The organism is Streptomyces sp. NPDC059092 (assembly GCF_042756365.1).
In the GTDB taxonomy this organism is placed as follows: domain Bacteria; phylum Actinomycetota; class Actinomycetes; order Streptomycetales; family Streptomycetaceae; genus Streptomyces.
Map to the genome: position 1 here is coordinate 70,368 of NZ_JBHZEJ010000030.1, position 17,821 is coordinate 88,188.

Annotated in this window: 16 protein-coding genes; 10 read left to right on the plus strand and 6 right to left on the minus strand. The window is 72.6% G+C overall.

What is annotated here, in order from left to right; genetic code table 11:
• Window positions 1-281: 281 nt before the first annotated feature.
• Both ACFXPL_RS19275 and ACFXPL_RS19280 read left to right on the plus strand, forming a co-directional pair.
• Window positions 282-1,091 carry an SGNH/GDSL hydrolase family protein gene (locus ACFXPL_RS19275; RefSeq protein WP_384920465.1) on the plus strand — a complete coding sequence of 270 codons (810 nt, stop codon included), beginning with the start codon at window positions 282-284 and terminating at the stop codon, window positions 1,089-1,091.
• A gap of 175 nt (window positions 1,092-1,266) precedes the next feature.
• Entirely contained in the window at window positions 1,267-1,530 is a 264-nt protein-coding gene (locus ACFXPL_RS19280; RefSeq protein WP_384920468.1) for a hypothetical protein, read from the plus strand.
• 206 nt (window positions 1,531-1,736) lie between these two features.
• Here ACFXPL_RS19280 and ACFXPL_RS19285 read toward each other — a convergent pair whose 3' ends face one another.
• Together ACFXPL_RS19285 and ACFXPL_RS19290 are read right to left on the minus strand one after the other, a co-directional pair.
• Window positions 1,737-2,519, minus strand: coding sequence for an ABC transporter permease (locus ACFXPL_RS19285; RefSeq protein WP_384920471.1), 783 nt, complete (start codon window positions 2,517-2,519; stop codon window positions 1,737-1,739).
• Window positions 2,516-3,544 (minus strand): ATP-binding cassette domain-containing protein, encoded by a 1,029-nt coding sequence (locus tag ACFXPL_RS19290; protein WP_384920474.1) that lies wholly within the window; start codon window positions 3,542-3,544, stop codon window positions 2,516-2,518. The genes ACFXPL_RS19285 and ACFXPL_RS19290 overlap by 4 nt, the downstream gene beginning before the upstream one ends.
• Window positions 3,545-3,607: 63 nt before the next feature.
• Between ACFXPL_RS19290 and ACFXPL_RS19295 the strand changes: the two genes are divergently transcribed.
• A complete protein-coding gene (locus tag ACFXPL_RS19295; RefSeq protein ID WP_384920477.1) occupies window positions 3,608-4,348 on the plus strand; it encodes a TetR/AcrR family transcriptional regulator in 741 nt (246 codons plus the stop codon).
• A 97-nt stretch (window positions 4,349-4,445) separates the two neighbouring features.
• Here the strand turns inward: ACFXPL_RS19295 and ACFXPL_RS19300 are convergent, their stop codons facing one another.
• From ACFXPL_RS19300 to hmgA, 3 genes are all read right to left on the minus strand, one after another.
• Window positions 4,446-5,696, minus strand: a complete 1,251-nt coding sequence (locus ACFXPL_RS19300; RefSeq protein WP_384920480.1) for a type ISP restriction/modification enzyme — start codon at window positions 5,694-5,696, stop codon at window positions 4,446-4,448.
• Window positions 5,697-5,757: 61 nt separating this feature from the next.
• Window positions 5,758-6,537 (minus strand): GntR family transcriptional regulator, encoded by a 780-nt coding sequence (locus ACFXPL_RS19305; RefSeq protein WP_384920482.1) that lies wholly within the window; start codon window positions 6,535-6,537, stop codon window positions 5,758-5,760.
• Between the two features lie 19 nt (window positions 6,538-6,556).
• Window positions 6,557-7,885 carry a homogentisate 1,2-dioxygenase gene (hmgA, locus tag ACFXPL_RS19310; protein ID WP_384920485.1) on the minus strand — a complete coding sequence of 443 codons (1,329 nt, stop codon included), beginning with the start codon at window positions 7,883-7,885 and terminating at the stop codon, window positions 6,557-6,559.
• A gap of 109 nt (window positions 7,886-7,994) precedes the next feature.
• Here hmgA and ACFXPL_RS19315 point away from each other — a divergent pair, with 109 nt between their 5' ends.
• The 5 genes from ACFXPL_RS19315 to ACFXPL_RS19335 all read left to right on the plus strand — a co-directional run bounded on the left by ACFXPL_RS19315 (window position 7,995) and on the right by ACFXPL_RS19335 (window position 15,653).
• Window positions 7,995-8,741 (plus strand): TetR family transcriptional regulator, encoded by a 747-nt coding sequence (locus ACFXPL_RS19315; RefSeq protein ID WP_384920488.1) that lies wholly within the window; start codon window positions 7,995-7,997, stop codon window positions 8,739-8,741.
• Window positions 8,742-8,892: 151 nt separating this feature from the next.
• Window positions 8,893-11,208 carry a molybdopterin-dependent oxidoreductase gene (locus tag ACFXPL_RS19320; RefSeq protein ID WP_384920491.1) on the plus strand — a complete coding sequence of 772 codons (2,316 nt, stop codon included), beginning with the start codon at window positions 8,893-8,895 and terminating at the stop codon, window positions 11,206-11,208.
• Between the two features lie 151 nt (window positions 11,209-11,359).
• Window positions 11,360-12,862 (plus strand): CitMHS family transporter, encoded by a 1,503-nt coding sequence (locus tag ACFXPL_RS19325; protein WP_384920494.1) that lies wholly within the window; start codon window positions 11,360-11,362, stop codon window positions 12,860-12,862.
• Window positions 12,862-14,217 carry an MFS transporter gene (locus ACFXPL_RS19330; protein ID WP_384920497.1) on the plus strand — a complete coding sequence of 452 codons (1,356 nt, stop codon included), beginning with the start codon at window positions 12,862-12,864 and terminating at the stop codon, window positions 14,215-14,217. The genes ACFXPL_RS19325 and ACFXPL_RS19330 overlap by 1 nt, the downstream gene beginning before the upstream one ends.
• A 59-nt stretch (window positions 14,218-14,276) precedes the next feature.
• Complete coding sequence (locus tag ACFXPL_RS19335) at window positions 14,277-15,653, plus strand: ABC transporter ATP-binding protein (protein ID WP_384920500.1); 1,377 nt, start codon at window positions 14,277-14,279, stop codon at window positions 15,651-15,653.
• 34 nt (window positions 15,654-15,687) lie between these two features.
• Here ACFXPL_RS19335 and ACFXPL_RS19340 read toward each other — a convergent pair whose 3' ends face one another.
• The gene (locus ACFXPL_RS19340) at window positions 15,688-16,686 is read right to left on the minus strand and encodes a DMT family transporter (protein WP_384920503.1); all 999 of its coding nucleotides are present in this window, start codon (window positions 16,684-16,686) and stop codon (window positions 15,688-15,690) included.
• Window positions 16,687-16,828: 142 nt separating this feature from the next.
• On the opposite strand from ACFXPL_RS19340, the gene ACFXPL_RS19345 reads away from it, so the two are divergent.
• Together ACFXPL_RS19345 and ACFXPL_RS19350 are read left to right on the plus strand one after the other, a co-directional pair.
• Window positions 16,829-17,116 carry a YiaA/YiaB family inner membrane protein gene (locus ACFXPL_RS19345; protein ID WP_384920506.1) on the plus strand — a complete coding sequence of 96 codons (288 nt, stop codon included), beginning with the start codon at window positions 16,829-16,831 and terminating at the stop codon, window positions 17,114-17,116.
• Window positions 17,117-17,184: 68 nt separating this feature from the next.
• On the plus strand, window positions 17,185-17,817 hold the full coding sequence (locus ACFXPL_RS19350; protein WP_384920509.1) for a TetR/AcrR family transcriptional regulator: 633 nt from the start codon (window positions 17,185-17,187) through the stop codon (window positions 17,815-17,817).
• Window positions 17,818-17,821 lie beyond the last annotated feature (4 nt).

Sequence of the window (17,821 nt, forward strand, 5' to 3'; positions counted from 1 at the left end):
CGCTTGCATGATGGACCGATGCGGGTGGATGTATGACGGTATTGATGAGGGGGACTGTATGGCAAGAGGTAGAACCTCCGCGCGGTTTTCTGCTTCTTTGGCCGTACTTAGTCGGTCGAATCCGGAACATCACCGATCGGTTCTGCTCAATTTCGCATCCTTCATGCACTGATATCGATCCTGGAGAATCTCTCACCGAACGTTCTTGGCATGAACACTTCCGGTGAACTGTCCGCCCTGGTACGACGGTTGTGGCAGAAATCCTGCTAAGGAGAGGTTCTATGAAACTGGCCCGGATCACGGCATTCTCGTCCTCGCTCCTCCTTGGTGCGGTCCTCGCCCTCACCGGGGCATCGGCGGTCTCGGCCACCGAATCGGCCGCCGCCGTCGACTATGTGGCGCTCGGTGACTCGTACTCCTCCGGAGTCGGCTCCGGTGGGTACGACAGCGCCAGTGGCAGTTGTAAGCGCACGCCCAGGGCCTATCCGGCACTCTGGGCCGCGGCGCACTCGCCCGCCACGTTCGCGTTCACCGCGTGCGCGGGCGCGCGCACGGGTGATGTGACCGCGAGCCAGCTCGGGCCGCTCAGCTCCGCCACCGACCTCGTCAGCGTCTCCATCGGCGGCAACGACGCGGGATTCTCCGACGTCATGACGGTCTGCGTCCTCCAGTCGGAGAGCGCCTGCCTCAACCGGATCGCGCAGGCCCGCGCGTTCGTCGACTCCACCCTGCCCGGCAACCTCGACACCGTGTACACGGCGATCAGATCCAGAGCGCCGTCGGCCCGGGTCGTCGTCCTCGGCTATCCCCGCTTCTACCAGCTCAAGGGAACGTGTGTCGCGGGGCTCAGCGAGGCGAAGCGCACCGCGATCAACAACGCCTCCGACTACCTCAACGACGCCACCGCCAAGCGCGCCGCCGACCACGGCTTCACCTTCGCCGGTGTCGCCGGAACCTTCACCGGTCACGAGATCTGCTCCAGCGCCTCCTGGCTCAACAGCCTGAACGTGCTGGACATCGGGGAGTCGTACCACCCCACGGCCACCGGCCAGACCATGGGTTACCTGCCGGTCTTCACGTCGGCCGCATAGGTTCTTCACGGACGGGCGAACTGTCCAACTCGCCCTGAAATCACACAGATCGAGCCGTGACCATTCCTCCCCGTACGAGTGTGGTTCCGCCCGGAGGCGGGATACACGGGTGTCCTGAAGGGGCGATAGGGTTAACCTGCCCGGACCGGGTGCCCTCGTACGGGTGGGGAGTGGAATGGAACAGATAACGATGCACAGCAGGGCGCGAATCCCTGCGATCACCTGCGGGAGCAGCGCGACCAGTTCGCGCCTCGACCGCCATCTCTCGGTGCTCGGCGGTCCCGCCGTGCCGCGCCGGGAGACGGTCGAGGCGACGTTGCTGATGCGCGAGCTGACCGCACGGGACAGGTCGAGGACGCATCGGAACAGGGGTGCGCGGGTCTCGCTCTTCGCGCCGCTCCGGCGGCTGCGTCGCACGCTCTTCGGCAGCCGCCGCTGACGGTTCAGGCTCCCCGCGGCACCCCCGCGCTCGGACCGCCCACACCCGTTCGGTGGGCCGGCCGAGTGCACGCCGCCGTGTTCGCGTCCCCTTCTCCGTCCCCTCCGCGGCGGCCCGGCCGGTGAGTCCACTCCCCGACACCGGCCCTGGCCGGCCGCGGCCCCGTCGTCACCGCCGGACCGTGCCGGCCGGTCGCCCGTACGGTCTCACTCCCCGCCCCTGGCGTACCGCCGGACCGCCAGCGGTACGAACAGGCAGAGCAGCGCCAGCGACCACAGCAACGATCCGGCCACCGGATGCGCGGTCGGCCAGGCGGCGTCCGCCGCGGGCGCCGCGTTCCCGCACAGGTCCCTGACCGCCGCGGCGATCGCGCTGATCGGGTTCCACTCGGCGACCGTACGCAGCCAGCCGGGCAGCCCCTCCGCCGGGATGTACGCGTTCGACAGCAGCGGCAGGACGAACGTCGCGGCGCCGAGCTGACCCGCGATCTCCTCGTTGCGGACGAGCAGCCCGACGTACGTGCCGATCCACGCGGCCGCGAACCGGAAGAGCAGCAGCAGCCCCACCGCGCCGAGCGCGCCGGCCACCCCGCTCTCGATCCGCCAGCCCACCGCGAGCCCCACGAGCAGCAGGGGCACGATCCCCACGAGCGTGGTCAGCAGATCCGCCAGGGTCTGTCCCAGCGGTACGGCGACCCGGCTCATCGGCAGCGTCAGGAACCGGTCGGTGACGCCGCGCTGCACGTCGTACGACGCCTGGAACATCCCCGTCATCAGGCCGCCGGCGGCGGTCGCCGCGAGCAGCCCGGGCACGAGGTACGCGCGGTACTCCTCGCCCGGCATCGCCAGCGCGCTGCCGAAGACGTAGCCGAAGAACAGCAGCATGTTGATCGGCATGGTCTGGGTGAGGATCACGATGCCCGGCGCGTGCCTGATCCGCTGGAGGTGCCGGCCCAGGACGGCGCCGCTGTCGTACGCGAGTGTGCTCATGCGATCTGCTCCTCGGTGAGAGGACCGCCCGTGCGGTCGGTCAGGGGGAGGGAACCGGCTGTGCGGTCGGTCAGGCGGAGGAACACCTCGTCCAGCGTCGGAGGCCGCAGGCTCACGTCGATCACCGGGACCCCCGCCGCGTCCAGTTCCCGGACGATCCGGGGCAGGGTCAGCGTGGGGTCCGTGGTCACGGCGCCGACCGCGCGCCGCTCCCGGTCGAACACCGGCTCGGCGCCGGTGAGCTGGTCGAGCACGCCCGCCGCCGAGAGGAGCGCCGCCTCCGCCGCGTCCGCCGTCGCCTCCTCGGCGAGGACCGCCTCCGCGTACGAGCCGATCCGTGACTTGAGTTCGGCGGGGGAGCCGCGGTGGGCGGCCCTGCCCCGGTCGATCAGGACGATGTCGTCGGCGAGCCGGTCGGCCTCCTCCAGGTACTGCGTGGTCAGCAGGACGGTGGTGCCCTCGGCCGCGAGCGCGCGCACGGCGGCCCAGATCTGGTTGCGGCTGTGCGGGTCGAGCCCGGTGGTCGGCTCGTCCAGGAAGAGCACCCGGGGGCGGGTCAGCAGGCTGACGGCCAGGTCGAGGCGGCGCCGCATCCCGCCCGAGTAGGTCCGTGCGGGCCGGCCGGCGGCGTCCGCCAGTTCGAAGCGTTCCAGCAGCTCGTCGGCGCGCGACCGGCCGGCCGCGCCCCGGAGGCCGAGCAGCCTGGCGAAGAGCCGGAGGTTCTCCCGGCCCGTCAACTCGCCGTCGACCGCGGCGTACTGACCGGTGACCCCGATCGCGCGGCGGACCGCTCCCGGCGCGCGCACGATGTCGTGGCCCGCCACCCGGGCGCTGCCCGCGTCCGGCGCGCTGAGGGTGGTCAGTACCCGTACGGCGGTGGTCTTGCCCGCGCCGTTCGGCCCGAGCACCCCGCAGACGGTGCCCTCGGCCACGGCCAGATCCAGCCCGCTCAGGGCGGTCACGCCACCGGCGCCGCCGAAGCGCTTCTCCAGACCTTCACTAAGTACAGCGTACGTAGTTGTCATGTGGCCACCGTAGCGCACTACGTACGGTGTACGTAACTACGATGGTGGGCGAGGTGATGATCCATGGCGGGGCGACCTGCTGAACCCGAAGTGATCTGGGCCCGCCCCGAGCGGGCGGGGCGCGGGCCGAAGGCTGCCTACAGCCGCGCCGACATCGCGTCCGCCGCCGTCCGGATCGCCGACGCGGGCGGTATCGGCGCCGTGACCATGCGGCACGTGGCGGGCGAGCTGGGCTGCGGCACGATGTCGCTCTACAACTACATCCCGCGCAAGGAGGACCTGTACGAGCTGATGGCCGACGCGGTCGCGGGCGCCTACCCGCTGCCCGAGGCACCGTCCGGCGACTGGCGCGCCGACCTGACCCATCTCGCGTACCGCGCCCGCACGATGATGCGGGAACACCCCTGGATGGCGGGGCTGATGTCGAGCGCCTACGGATTCAGCCCGAACGTGATCGGCTTCCTCGAATACAGCCTGCACTGCCTGGACGCGCTCGACATCCCCTACGGCGAGAAGATGGAGCTGGTCGCGATGGTCAACGGGGTGGTGACCACGTACATGGCCAACGAACTCCACACCGCGGAGCGCGTGCGGTCACTGCCCTGGTCCGCGGAGCGCGAGCACGAGGTCCGGATCGCGTACATGGTGGGCGAACTGGCCTCGGGCCGGTATCCGCGGGTGTCGGCGGCGGTCGCGGAGGGCTCTGGCCCCGTCGACATGGACGCGGTCTTCGACCGGGCGCTGAGCCGGGTGCTCGACTCGTTCGTACCGGCGGCGGAGCGGACGAGCGGCCGGCGGTCCTGAGGCTTTGAGGGGACCGAGGACCCCAGTTCCCGAGGGCTCAGGGCGCCCCCGAGCCCTGGCCCCGGAGCCCTGGACCCCGCCCCCTGGCCCCCGAGCCCTAGACGAGGGCGAACTGCCCGTCCGGGCCCTCCTCGTGGTGGTCGAGCACCGACGCGGGTCGGCGGGCCGCCGCCCGGACCGGCAGGACGCCGGCCGTACGCAGCTCGGCCCGCCCGACCGCCGCCGCGGCTGCGGCTTCGGCGAGCAGCCTCCGCCGGAGCGGCCGGACTTCCGCGAGCAGCGCCAGGACCGTGATCAGCTCCAGCAGCTCCGAGGTCCACTCCTGGGGCCAGCCGGCCGGCCGGATCGCCTCCAGCGTGCCCGGCTCCGGTGGGTCCGCGCGGCGGGCGCGGCGCTCGAACCACAGCTCCAGCACCCGCACCCCGCCGACCGTGAAGTCCCACGCCTCCGCCGGTACGGGCGAGATGCGGCCCGTGCCGACACCGAGCGCCTCGTCCGCCGCGTCGTACGTCAGTGACTCGGGCCGGTCCGGCACGGCGGCGCGTACGTACGGGCGGCGCCCGCCGGGCAGCCGGGGGCGTTCGCCGCCGCGCGCCCCACGGAGCTGGATCCCGGTCATCCGTCGCCCCAGCTCCACCCCGGTGGCCCAGACGCCGGGGTCGGCCGTGAGCGGCACCACGCACCCGGCGGGCGAGGGGACGGCGGCGGCGACGGCCCACGCCAGCACGTCCTCGGCGCCGACCTCCCGGCCCAGGCGCGCGGCCAGCAGCTCCGTCAGCCCGGGGGCGAGGTTGGGCTCCCTGCCGCCGGGACGCCGGTAGAGCGGCCTGATCCGGCCCGGCCGCCCGGCGGGGGAGTGGCCGTCCGGGAGCACGGCGCTGACCAGCAGCGCGGGCTCCATGCCGGCCTGGGCCGCCCCGGCCTTCGGCACGTACCCCTGCTCCACGGCGAAGATCTGGCGGGCGTCGGCGACGCGCCACAGCTCGGGGCGCGCCGCGTCGATCAGCCGGTGGTCGGGGATCAGCCACTGTTCGTCGAACGGTCCGTGCGCCACCCGCAGCGGCTCCGGACAGCGCCCCGTCTCCCGTGCGAACCGCCCGGTGCCGGTGGCCTGCCCGGGCAGCGCCGCGACCGCGCTGCGCGGGGTACGGGCCCGGGTCGCCCCGAACAGCGCCTCGCGTTCGGCGTCCCCGGCCCGTACGAGCCGGTCCCAGCGGGCCGTCAGCGAGCCGGAGTCCGGCGCGAGCACCCACGGCCGCCCGAGCCGCAGCGGCGGCGTCGACCACGGCATCACCTCGCCGAGCGGCGGGGCGTCCCCGAACGCCGCGTCGGCCCGCGTCGCAGCCATCCCGGACACCCTCCCCGTCGCCCTCGCTCCGTGCGCCGTCGGCGAAAGCCTAACGGCCCGGTCAGCGCGGTGGTGGTTCACCCGTGAGGCCGGTGTCCGTCTCCACGGTGACGGAGAAGGAGAACCGGTCGCCCCGGTAGCGGATCCTGGCCACGTCCACCACCCGGCCGCTCTCGTCGTACGTCACCCCCGTGTAGTGCAGGATCGGGCTCAGCAGCGGCACCCCCAGCAGCTCCGCCGTCGCCGGGTCCGCCAGCCGGGCCTCGACCGTGTCGGTGATCCTGCTGATCCGTATCCCCCGGGTGTCGCGCAGCACCTTCGTCATCGGCCAGCGCTCCAGGTCCGCGACGTCGATACCCGCGGCGACCTCGGGACGCACCGCGTTCTCCGCCCAGTTGACCGGCTCGCCGCTCTCGCCGTCGCGGCGCAGCCTGCGGTACGCGACCACCTCGTCCAGCCCGGGGAAGTACTCGGCGAGTTCACCGGGGACCGGGGCCGGACCGTGGCCCAGGACGGTCGTCAGCTCGCCCGACTGCTGCGCCACGATCGCGTCGACCGAGCCGAGGAGGCGGCGCGGGGCGCCGCGCCGCACGCCCGGCTCGATGAAGGTGCCGCGCCGCCGGTGGCGGTTGATCAGCCCCTCCTGCTCCAGCTCCTTGAGCGCCTGGCGCATGGTCAGCACGCTGACGCCGTAGTGCGCGGCGAGCTGTTCCTCCGTGGGCAGCCGCAGAGGATCGTGCGGACGGCGGCCCAGTATCGAGGCGCGCAGGGACTGCGAGACCTGATACCAGAGCGGCAGCTTGCGGTTCAGGACCAGCGAGTCGGGGGCGAAGGCGGTCACCGGTTACTCCCAGGACGAGTCAGGGCCTGAAGTGGCGCTCAAGACCCTGCCACACGTCGTCGTACCCCTGCTGGAGATGTGCCGCCCCGGCCGCCTGCCCGGACAGCGTCACCGGCCAGCGGGTCTCGAACATGAACGCCAGACCGTCGTCGATCTTCTGCGGGCGCAGCTCGGCGGCGCTCGCCCGGTCGAAGGTCTCCCGGTCGGGGCCGTGCGCCGACATCATGTTGTGCAGCGAGCCGCCGCCCGGCACGAATCCGCCCTCACCGGCGGTCTTCGCGTCGTACGCGCCCTCGATCAGGCCCATGTACTCGCTCATCACGTTGCGGTGGAAGTACGGCGGCCGGAACGTGTCCTCCCCGACCAGCCAGCGCGGCGCGAACACCACGAAGTCGACGCCCGCGAGGCCCGGGGTGTCGGACGGCGAGGTCAGCACGGTGAAGATCGACGGGTCGGGGTGGTCGTAGCTGATGGACCCGATCACATTGAAGCGACGCAGGTCGTAGACGTACGGCACATGGTTGCCGTGCCAGGCGACGACATCGAGCGGCGAGTGGTCGTAGGTGGCGGACCACAGGTTCCCGCAGTACTTGTTGATCACCTGGGTCGGCCGCTCGATGTCCTCGTACGCGGCGACGGGCGCGAGGAAGTCCCGCGCGTTGGCCAGGCCGTTGGCGCCGATCGGGCCGAGGTCGGGCAGTACGAACGGACGCCCGTGGTTCTCGCAGACGTACCCGCGCACGACGTCGTCCAGCGGCTCGACCCGGAACCGCACCCCGCGCGGGATCAGCGCCACCTCGCCGGGGCGGGCGGCGAGCAGCCCCAGTTCCGTACGGAGCAGCAGCCCGCCGTGCTCGGGCACGATCAGCAGTTCGCCGTCCGCGTCACTGAACACCCGGTCCGTCATGGGGGCGTTGGCGTGGTACAGGTGCACCGCCATGCCCGAGCGCTGCCCCGCGTCCCCGTTGCCGCCCAGCGTCCAGAGGCCGGCCAGGAAGTCGGTGCCCGGCGGCGGTTCGGGCAGCGGGTTCCAGCGCAGCCGGTTGGGGTCGGGGAGGACTTCCGTGAACGGCGCGCCGCGCACCGCGCCGCTGTCGATCCGTACGAACGGCGGATGCGCCGCCGAGGGGCGGATGCGGTAGAGCCACGAGCGGCGGTTGTGGGCCCGGGGCTCGGTGAAGGCGCTGCCGCTGAGCTGCTCCGCGTAGAGCCCGAGCGGCGCGCGCTGCGGGGCGTTGCGGCCGTGCGGCAGCGCCCCGGGCACCGCCTCGGAACTGTGCTCGTTGCCGAAGCCGGGGGAGTGGCCGAGGTCGGTGGCCGCCTTCCGTGCCCGCTCGATGCCGCTCATCGTCCGCTCCCTGGTCGAAGGGTCCCCGGGACCTCGCGAACCCCGGAGTCAATCCTATGGACAACCGTAGGATTGACTCCCCGGCACGTCAACGGGGCCGCGCGGCATCATGGGGCCCGTGTCACGCGACCGTACGAACCCGCAGCCCGCCGCCGTCCCCGTACCCCTCTCCGAGGCCGGCGCCGACGGCGTGGGCCCTGACGGCACGGGTGCCGGCGCCGACGGCGCCGCGCTGCGCCGGGTCCCCGTCCAGCGCCGGAGCACGGAGCGGCTCGCCCGGATCCTCGACGCCTGCGCCGTACTCCTCGACGAGACGGGGTACGAACAGCTCTCCACCCGCGCCGTCGCCGCCCGCGCCGGCGTCCCCATCGGCTCCGTCTACCGCTTCTTCGGCAACAAGCGCGCCATGGCGGACGCCCTCGCCCGCCGCAATCTGGACCGCTACGCCGCGCACATCACCGACCGCCTCGCCCGGCTCGACGCGGGGGACTGGCGCGGGGCCGTCGACGCGCTGCTGGACGAGTACCTGGCCATGAAGCGCACCGTGCCCGGCTTCTCCCTCGTCGACTTCGGCGCTCAGCTCCCGGTCGGCGTCCGCCGCCCCGCGCCCGCCCCCGACCGGGACGACCCGGACTCCGAACCCAACCACCGGGTCGCCCGCCGCCTCACCGGGCTGCTCGCCACGCACCTCGGCCGCACCCCGGACGCGGCGCTGCACCGAACGGTCCTGGTCGCCGTCGAGGCGACCGACGCGCTCCTCCAACTCGCCTTCCGCACGGACGCCGCGGGGGAACCGGGGATCGTCGCGGAGACCAGGGAACTGCTGCGCGGCTATCTCGCGAAGACGCTCGACTGAACGGGCCGCACGCCCGACCGGACGGGCCGCGCCGTCGCCGGGGAGCCGTCCCGCACGACCCCTTCCGTCATCCGTACCGGTCGGTATGCTGAGGGGCGCGCCGTCCGGCAGAGCGCCGCCCGCGCGTCACCCCGCCGCCCCCGGAGGAACCATGGCCCGTACGGCACCGCGCATCTGCCCCCTCTGCGAAGCCACCTGCGGACTGACCCTCACCATCGAGGGCACCACGGTCACCGGCGCGCGCGGCGACCGCGACGACATCTTCAGCCGGGGCTTCATCTGCCCCAAGGGAGCCTCCTTCGGAGAGCTGGACGCCGACCCCGACCGGCTGCGCCTCCCCCTCGTACGCCGGTACGGCCCCGACGGTTCCCGCGGCGAGCTGCGGGAGGCGAGCTGGCGGGAGGCGTACGACCTGATCGCCGCCCGGCTGCCCCCGCTCGCCGCCGAGCACGGCCCGGACTCCGTCGGCGTCGTCCTCGGCAATCCCAACGTCCACACCGTCGCCGGAGCCCTCTATCCGCCGCTCCTGCTGGGCGCGGTGCGCACCCGTAACCTCTTCACCGCCAGCACCCTCGACCAGATGCCCAAGCACGTCTCCAGCGGGCTGCTCTTCGGGGACCCGTTCGCCATCCCCGTCCCCGACCTGGACCGTACGGACCACCTGCTGCTCCTCGGCGCCAACCCCCTGGAGTCCAACGGCAGCCTCTGCACCGCGCCCGACTTCCCCGGCAGACTCAGGGCGCTGCGCGCCCGGGGCGGCACGCTCACCGTCGTCGACCCGCGCCGCACCAGGACCGCGCGCCTCGCCGACCGGCACCTGGCGATCCGCCCCGGCACGGACGCCCTGCTGCTCGCCGCCCTCGCCCAGGTCCTCTTCGAGGAGAAGCTCACCGACCCGGGACCGCTCGCGGAGCTGGCCGAGGGGATGGACGACCTCCGGGAGGCCGTACGCGACTTCACCCCGGAGGCCGTCGCCCCGGCCTGCGACCTGACCGCCGAGGACATCCGGGCACTCGCCCGGGAGCTGGCCGCGGCGCCCACCGCCGCCGTCTACGGCCGGATCGGAAGCTGCACGGTCGAGCACGGCACCCTGGCGAGCTGGCTCGTCGACGTGCTGAACATCCTCACCGGCAACCTCGACCGGCCCGGGGGCGCGCTCTTCCCCCTCTCCGCCACCGACCGCGCGCCCCGTCCGCCGGGTCCCGGCAAGGGGTTCGCGCTCGGCCGCTGGGCCAGCAGGGTCGCCGGGCACCCGGAGGCCAAGGGGGAGCTGCCCCTGGCCGCGCTCGCCGAGGAGATCGAGACCCCGGGGGAGGGCCGGATCCGCGCCGTGATCGCCCTCGCCGCCAACCCCGTGCTCTCCGCGCCCGACGGCGACCGGCTCGACCGGGCCCTGGCCGGGCTGGACTTCATGGTCAGCGTCGACCCGTACCTCAACGAGACCTCACGCCACGCCGATGTCGTCCTGCCCCCACCACCACCCGCCCGGAGCGCACACTTCGACTTCGCCTTCAACGGCTTCGCCGTACACAACCAGGTCCGCTACACCCGGGCCGCCGTCCCGCCGGCGGAGGGGCAGCTCGACGAGAGCGAGATACACGCCCGGCTGATCCTCGCGGTGAGCGGGGCGCACGGCGCGGACCCCGCCACCGTGGACGACCTGGCGATCGCCCGGGAGCTGGGCAAGGCCGTCGCCGACCCGCACTCACCGGTCCACGGACGCGACCCGGGCGAACTGGCCGTCCTCCTCACCGGGCAGAGCGGACCGGAGCGCCGGCTCGACCTGAAGCTGCGCCTCGGCCCGTACGGTGACGGCTTCCGCGCCGGTACGCCGGAGACGGACGGTGGTACCGGGGAGGCCGGCGCCGGTACGGCGGGGCTCAGCCTGGCGCGGCTGCTGGAGCATCCGCACGGCATCGACCTCGGCCCGCTGCGGCCACGTCTGCCGGGACCGCTGCGCACCCGCGGCGGACGGATCGAACTGCTGCCCGCGCCGATCGCCGCCGATCTGCCCCGGCTGCGCGCGGCCCTGGCCGGGCGGCCCGCCGGGCTCGTCCTGGTCGGGCGGCGCCATCTCCGCTCCAACAACAGCTGGCTGCACAACGTCGGCGTGCTGAACGGCGGTTCCAACCGCTGCACCCTCCAGATCCACCCCGAGGACGCCGCCAGGATCGGACTCCACGACGGCGCCCTCGCCCGGATCACCGCCGACGGGGGCGAGCTGGAGGCGCCGGTGGAGATCACCGACGCCGTACGGACCGGTGTGGTGAGCCTGCCGCACGGCTGGGGCCACGACCGGCCCGGCACCAGGACGTCCGTGGCGAGCGGACACCCCGGCGTCAACGTCAATCAGCTCCTCGACGGCTCCCGGCTCGACCCGCTCTCCGGTACGGCCGTACTCAACGGCTTCCCCGTCGAACTGGCGCCCGTGGCGCCCCCGGCCCCTGTCGCCCCGGGTGCGCGCTGACGGGCGTTGCCCTACCACCCCCGTCGTGACCTGGGGTTCTGCTCGTATTGCTCGCTTGTCAACATCTTGTTAACGCGCGGAACCGCGCCCTAACGTCATCCGCACCGCCGCCCCCGGCGGCAGTTCAAAGGTGAACGTGAGGGGCCTCCCAATGCTGACCATCCTCGGCTTCGTCATGATTGCCACCTTCTTGGTGCTGATCATGATGAAGAAGATGTCGCCCATCGCGGCGCTGGTGCTCATACCAGCACTCTTCTGCGTCATAGTCGGACAGGGCGCGCAGTTGGGCGACTACGTCATCAAAGGCGTCGGCGACCTCGCGCCCACCGCCGCGATGCTGATGTTCGCCATCGTCTACTTCGGTGTGATGATCGATGTCGGACTCTTCGACCCGATCGTCCGGGGCATCCTGCGGTTCTGCAAGGCGGACCCGATGCGGATCGTCGTCGGCACGGCGGTGCTCGCCTCGATCGTGTCGCTGGACGGCGACGGCTCGACCACCTTCATGATCACCGTCTCCGCGATGTACCCGCTGTACAAGCGGCTCGGGATGAGCCGGGTCGTGATGACCGGCGTCGCCGCCACCGCCAACGGCGTGATGAACACCCTCCCCTGGGGCGGCCCGACGGCCCGCGCCGCCACCGCGCTCAAGGTGGACGCGGGCGACGTGTTCGTCCCGATGATCCCGGCGCTCGCCGTCGGACTGCTCTGCGTACTGATCCTCGCGTACGTGCTCGGCATCCGGGAGCGCAAGCGGCTGGGCGTGCTGACGCTGGACGAGGCGCTGAAGACCGGCACGGTCACCGAGACGCCGGACGAGACGTCCGGGACGAAGACCGAGCAGCTTCTCGTGAAGACCGGTGGCGGCAACGGCAAGGGCGCAAGCGCCGCTTCGGGTACGGGTACGGGCTCAGGACCGGGCACGGGCTCGGGCGCCGGTGGTGCCCCCGCGGCCGGTACCACCGGTACGGACGGCAGCGCCGACAAGGCGGACGAGGCCGACGACGACGGCTTCCAGGGGCTCGACCCCCACCGCGCCACCCTGCGGCCCCGCCTCTACTGGTTCAACGCCGGGCTGACCCTCGTCCTCCTCACCACCATGATCATGCAACTGATGCCGATCCCGGTGCTCTTCCTCCTCGGCGCGGCCCTCGCCCTCACGGTCAACTACCCCAACATGGCCGAGCAGAAGGCCCGTATCGCCGCCCACGCCGACAACGTCCTCAACGTGGCGGGCATGGTCTTCGCCGCCGCGGTCTTCACCGGCGTCCTCACCGGCACCGGGATGGTCCAGAACATGGCCGACTGGCTCGTGAGCGCCATCCCCGACGGCATGGGCCCGCACATGGCGATCGTCACCGGCGTGCTGAGCCTGCCGCTCACCTACTTCATGTCCAACGACGGCTTCTACTTCGGCGTCCTGCCCGTCCTCGCCGAGGCCGGCGCCGCGCACGGCGTCTCCCCGCTGGAGATCGCCCGCGCCTCCCTCGTCGGCCAGCCGCTGCACATGTCGTCCCCGCTCGTCCCCGCCGTCTACGTCCTGGTCGGCATGGCGAAGGTCGAGTTCGGTGACCACACCCGCTTCACCGTCAAATGGGCCGCGCTCACCGCGCTCGTCGTTCTCGCCGCCGGGGTAGTCTTCGGCATCATCTGATGATCAAAGCCTCCGCACACGATGTGCTGCCCGGTGGGAGAAGCTGGCTCCTGCGCCTCGTCATCGCTTTCGGGTTCGCCCAGGGCGCGGTGTCGATGGCGCGGCCGGCGGTCTCCTACCGGGCGCTGTCGGTCGGCGCCGACGAGCGCGCCATCGGCGTGATCACCGCCGTGTACGCGCTGCTGCCGCTCTTCGCCGCCGTACCCCTCGGCCGCAGGACCGACCACGGACGCTGCCTCCCACTGCTCGTCAGCGGTGTCGTCCTCATCTCCGCGGGGTGCGCCCTCAGCGGTCTGGCGGGCTCCCTCACCGAACTCGCGGCCTGGAGCGGGGTGATGGGCCTCGGCCACCTCTGTTTCGTCATCGGCGCCCAGTCGATCGTCGCCCGCCGCAGCGCGCCCGCCGAACAGGACCGCAACTTCGGCCACTTCACCATCGGCGCCTCCCTCGGCCAGCTCGCGGGACCCGCCGCGGCCGGCCTCGTCGTCTCCGGCCAGGGCGGCGCGATGGCCCGTACCAGCGCGCTGGCGCTGCTCGTCGCCGCCGCCGCTGCCGCGGTCTCCTTCTCCGCGCTGTGGCGCGTCGAGCCCCGTACCCCCGTCGCCACGCCGGACCGGACCCGCGGCCCGGCCCCCGTCCACCGCATCCTGCGCACCAGGGGCGTGCCCGCCGGGATCTTCATCAGCCTGGCCGTGCTCTCCACCACCGACATCCTCACCGCCTATCTGCCGGTCGTCGGCGAGGAGCGGGGCATCGCGCCCGCCGTGATCGGCGCCCTGCTCAGCCTGCGCGCCGCCGCCACCATCGCCTGCCGCCTCGTGATGCCCCCGATGCTCCGCCTGGTCGGCCGCACGGTCCTGCTCACCGCCACCTGCCTGCTCGGCGGCCTGCTGTGCGCGGGCATCGCCCTGCCCGTACCGGTGTGGGGGCTCGCGCTGATGCTCGCCGCGCTCGGCTTCTGCCTGGGCGTCGGCCAGCCGCTGTCGATGACGACCGTCGTACGGGCCGCCCCCGAGGGCGCGCGCTCCACCGCGCTCGCCCTGCGCCTCACCGGCAACCGCCTCGGGCAGGTCGCCGCGCCTGCCTCGGCCGGTCTGGTCGCGGGCGTCGCGGGCACGGGCGCGCCGTTCCTGATGCTCGGCGCGCTGCTGGTGGGCGCGGCCGCCCTCGGGCCGCGGAAACCGGATGCGGCACGGAAACCGGATGCGGCGGGGAACGGAGAGGGGAGCACCAGCGGGAGTGGTGCTGAGAGTGCGAGCGGGAGTGGTGGGGGGAGCGGAAGCGGGAGTGGCGGTGCGAGTGGTCGTGGGAGTGGAGTGGAACCTTCGCGCGAATCATTCCCTGACCGCGCGTAGTCGGCTAACTTCAGGCGTTCGCAGCCCGCTCCATCTTCCTCTTCCGGGCGGAACCATTCATGACTCGCGCCATTTCCCTGCACAGCGTCAGCAAGGCATACGGACGGACGGCCCGGGCGGTCGACCGGTTCTCGCTCGATATCGCGCCTGGCGAGTTCCTGGTGCTCCTCGGCCCCTCAGGGTGCGGGAAATCGACGGTGCTCCGTATGATCGCCGGTCTGGAGGACATCACCGACGGAGATCTCTTCCTCGACGGTGAATATGCCAATCACATGCCACCGCGTGAACGCCGTATGGCCATGGTGTTCCAGAACTTCGCGCTCTATCCGTCCATGACCAACCGCGACAACATCGGTTTTCCGCTCCGGCTGGAGAACCCGAACGAGGACCGCACCGCCCGGGTCGAGGCCACCGCCAGGATGCTCGGCATCGAGAGCGTCCTCGACCGCTATCCGAACCAGCTCTCCGGTGGCGAGCGTCAGCGCGTCGCGATGGGACGGGCCATCTCCCGCCGCCCCTCGGCCTTCCTGATGGACGAACCGCTCTCCAACCTCGACGCCAAGCTGCGCAGCCATCTGCGGGCCGAGATAGCCCAGCTCACCGCCGAACTCGGCGTCACCACCGTCTATGTGACGCATGACCAGGCGGAGGCGATGTCCCTCGGGGACCGGGTGGCGGTGATGCGGGGCGGGGTGCTCCAGCAGGTCAGCGCGCCGCGCCAGGTGTACGCCCTGCCGGAGAACGTGTTCGTCGCCGCGTTCATCGGTACCCCGCGGATCAATCTGCTCCAGGCCGTCGTCCACGCGCCGCTCGACGGCCGGATGTCGATCGACCTCGGCCGCCAGCGGCTGCCGCTGCCCGAACCCCTCAGCTCCGACCATCAGTTGCTCCGTATCCAGCAGGGACGGCAGATCATCGTCGGCCTGCGCTCCGAGGCGGCCAGGATCGCCCCGCCGAGCCAGGCCCGGTCGGGCGAGGTGGCGCTGAGCGGCATCGTCGAGCACATGGAGTACCAGGGGCACGAGGCGCTCGTCCATCTCGACATCGGCTCGCGGCCCGCCGTGGTCTCCGATCTGGAATCGCCCCGCCCCAGGTCCGCCGTACGACGCCGCCGGAGCGGCCCCGGCCTGCTGGACCGGCTGCGCGGCCGGGCGGTCGGCGGCAACAGCAAGGGCAACAGCGACGGCCATGGCCCCGACAACGGTGGCGGCGTGGCCGTGGACGAGCCGAGCACCCCGCCGGAGCCCGCCCCGCACAGCCCCGAACGCGCCGCCATCGCCGCGAGCGACCTGGTCGTCCGTACCGGCCCCGACATGCGGTTGCGTACGGGCGCGCAGGTGCCGCTCCTGGTCGACCTGGCGCACCTCTACGTCTTCGACGACTTCGGCCGGCGGATCTGCCCCGCCCCGAGGGATCAGCCCGGACTCGGCGCCTGACGCGTTCGGGCCCGGCGGAGTTGTTCAGGCGCTGTCAGGACCTCTCCACGGGGGGCGCGGGGCTCGGCTCCGGCTCCGCGGCCCCGTCGCCGGCCGCGACGAGCGTGGTGCGGCGGCGCGGTCGCGAGCGCGCCACCGCGACCCCGGCGAGACAGAGCGCACCGCCGCCCAGCGTCATCGGCCCCGGGACCTCGTCCAGGACGAGCCAGGCCATCAGCACGACCAGCGCGGGGACGGCGTACGTCGTGGCGCCCATCCGTCCGGCCGTCGTACGGGCCAGGGCGTACGCCCAGGTCGTGAACGCCAGCGCGGTCGGGAACACACCCAGATAGACCATGTTGAGCGTCGCCGACAGCGGCGCGTCCGCCGCGTCGTGGACGAGCTGCCCCGCGAACGGCAGACAGGCGACCGCGCCCGTCAGGCAGCCGAAGGTGGTCACCTGGAGCGCGCTCCCGTGCGCCAGCGCCGGCTTCTGGGCCACCACCCCGCCCGCGTACGCGACCGCCGCCAGCACGCACAGCGCCACCCCGAGCACCGAGGCGTGCCCCTCGCCCGACATCGAGAGACCCACGGCCACCGCGCCCGCGAACGACACCGCCATGCCGGCCAGCAGCCGGGGCGGCACGCTCTCACCGAGCAGCCGGCCGCCGAGCAGCGCGATGAGGACCGGGCCGATGTTGACCACCATCGCGGCCGTCCCCGCGTCGACCTCCTGCTCGCCCCAGTTGAGCACCACCATGTAGACGCCGAACCAGAGCAGCCCCGACACGGCGATCCCGGGCCACGCGGCCCGTGGCGGCAGCCCCTCGCGCCGTACGAGCCAGACCAGACCGAGCACCAGCGCCCCGGCCAGCAGGCGGCCGAGCGCCAGCGACCCGGGCGCGTACGCCGTGCCCGCACTGCGGATCGAGACGAAGGCCGAAGCCCAGAGGAGGACCGTCACCCCCGCCGCGGCGAGCGGCAGCCAGGGCAGCCGGGACGGGGGAGGGGCGGACGGGCCGGAGGAACCGGGCGAGCCGGGCGCAGACGTCATGCGGGCAACGTACGCCGACAGGCCTCCGGCTCTCACCGCGATATCGGGTCCGTATCGCGCCGGTGGGAACCCGGGCCCTGAGTACCGGCTCTGAGTACGTGTACGGATGTGGCCCGCGCCACGGCGGCGGAAGCTGTGCCGCATGACCGACACACCCGTCAAGCAGCAGATCACCCCGGCCTATTACGTGCAGGCCGTCGTCTCCTTCGGCCTCGCCCTCGTGGCCATGACCGTCGGGATCGTCAAGCTCGACGCCAGCGCCTGGGTGCGGGGCTTCCTCGGTGTCACCGTCCTCTACCTCACCACCTCGGCGTTCACTCTCGCCAAGGTGATCAGGGACCGTCAGGAGGCCGGGCAGCTCGTCAGCCGCGTCGACCAGGCCAGGCTGGAGAAGATCCTGGCCGAGCACGACCCCTTCCAGAAGCTCTAAGCGCTTGCTCACCGCCGGGGTATGGTGTGCGTCCTGTCGAATGGACGGCCGAACGGAAGGGGCGTGCGATGCGCACGGCGGAGCAGGCGGCGGACGGCGAGAACACGCCGTGGGGCGAGGTCACCCCTGAGGCGGCCAGGAAGCTGCTGGTCGCCGCCGTCGAGGCGTTCGCCGAGCGCGGCTACCACGCCACCACCACCCGCGACATCGCGGGACGCGCGGGGATGAGCCCCGCGGCGCTCTACATCCACTACAAGACGAAGGAAGAACTGCTCCACCGCATCAGCCGCATCGGCCACGACAGCGCCCTGGAGCTGCTGACGACGGCGGCGGACGGCGAGGGTACGGCGGCACAGCGGCTCTCCGAGGCCGTACGCACCTTCGTCCGCTGGCACGCGGAGCGGCACACCACGGCGCGCGTCGTCCAGTACGAGCTGGACGCGCTCGGCGCCGAACACCGCGCGGAGATCGTCGAGCTGCGGCGCAGCAGCAACGCGGCGATACGGCGGATCCTCGTCGACGGCGTACGGGACGGGGAGTTCGACGTCCCCGACGTGCCCGGGACGACGCTCGCGGTGCTCTCGCTCTGCATCGACGTGGCGCGCTGGTTCAACGCGGCGGGTCCCCGGACGCCCGACGAGGTCGGCGCGCTCTACGCCGACCTCGTGCTGCGCATGGTCTCCGTGCGGAGGGCCGGGTAGACCC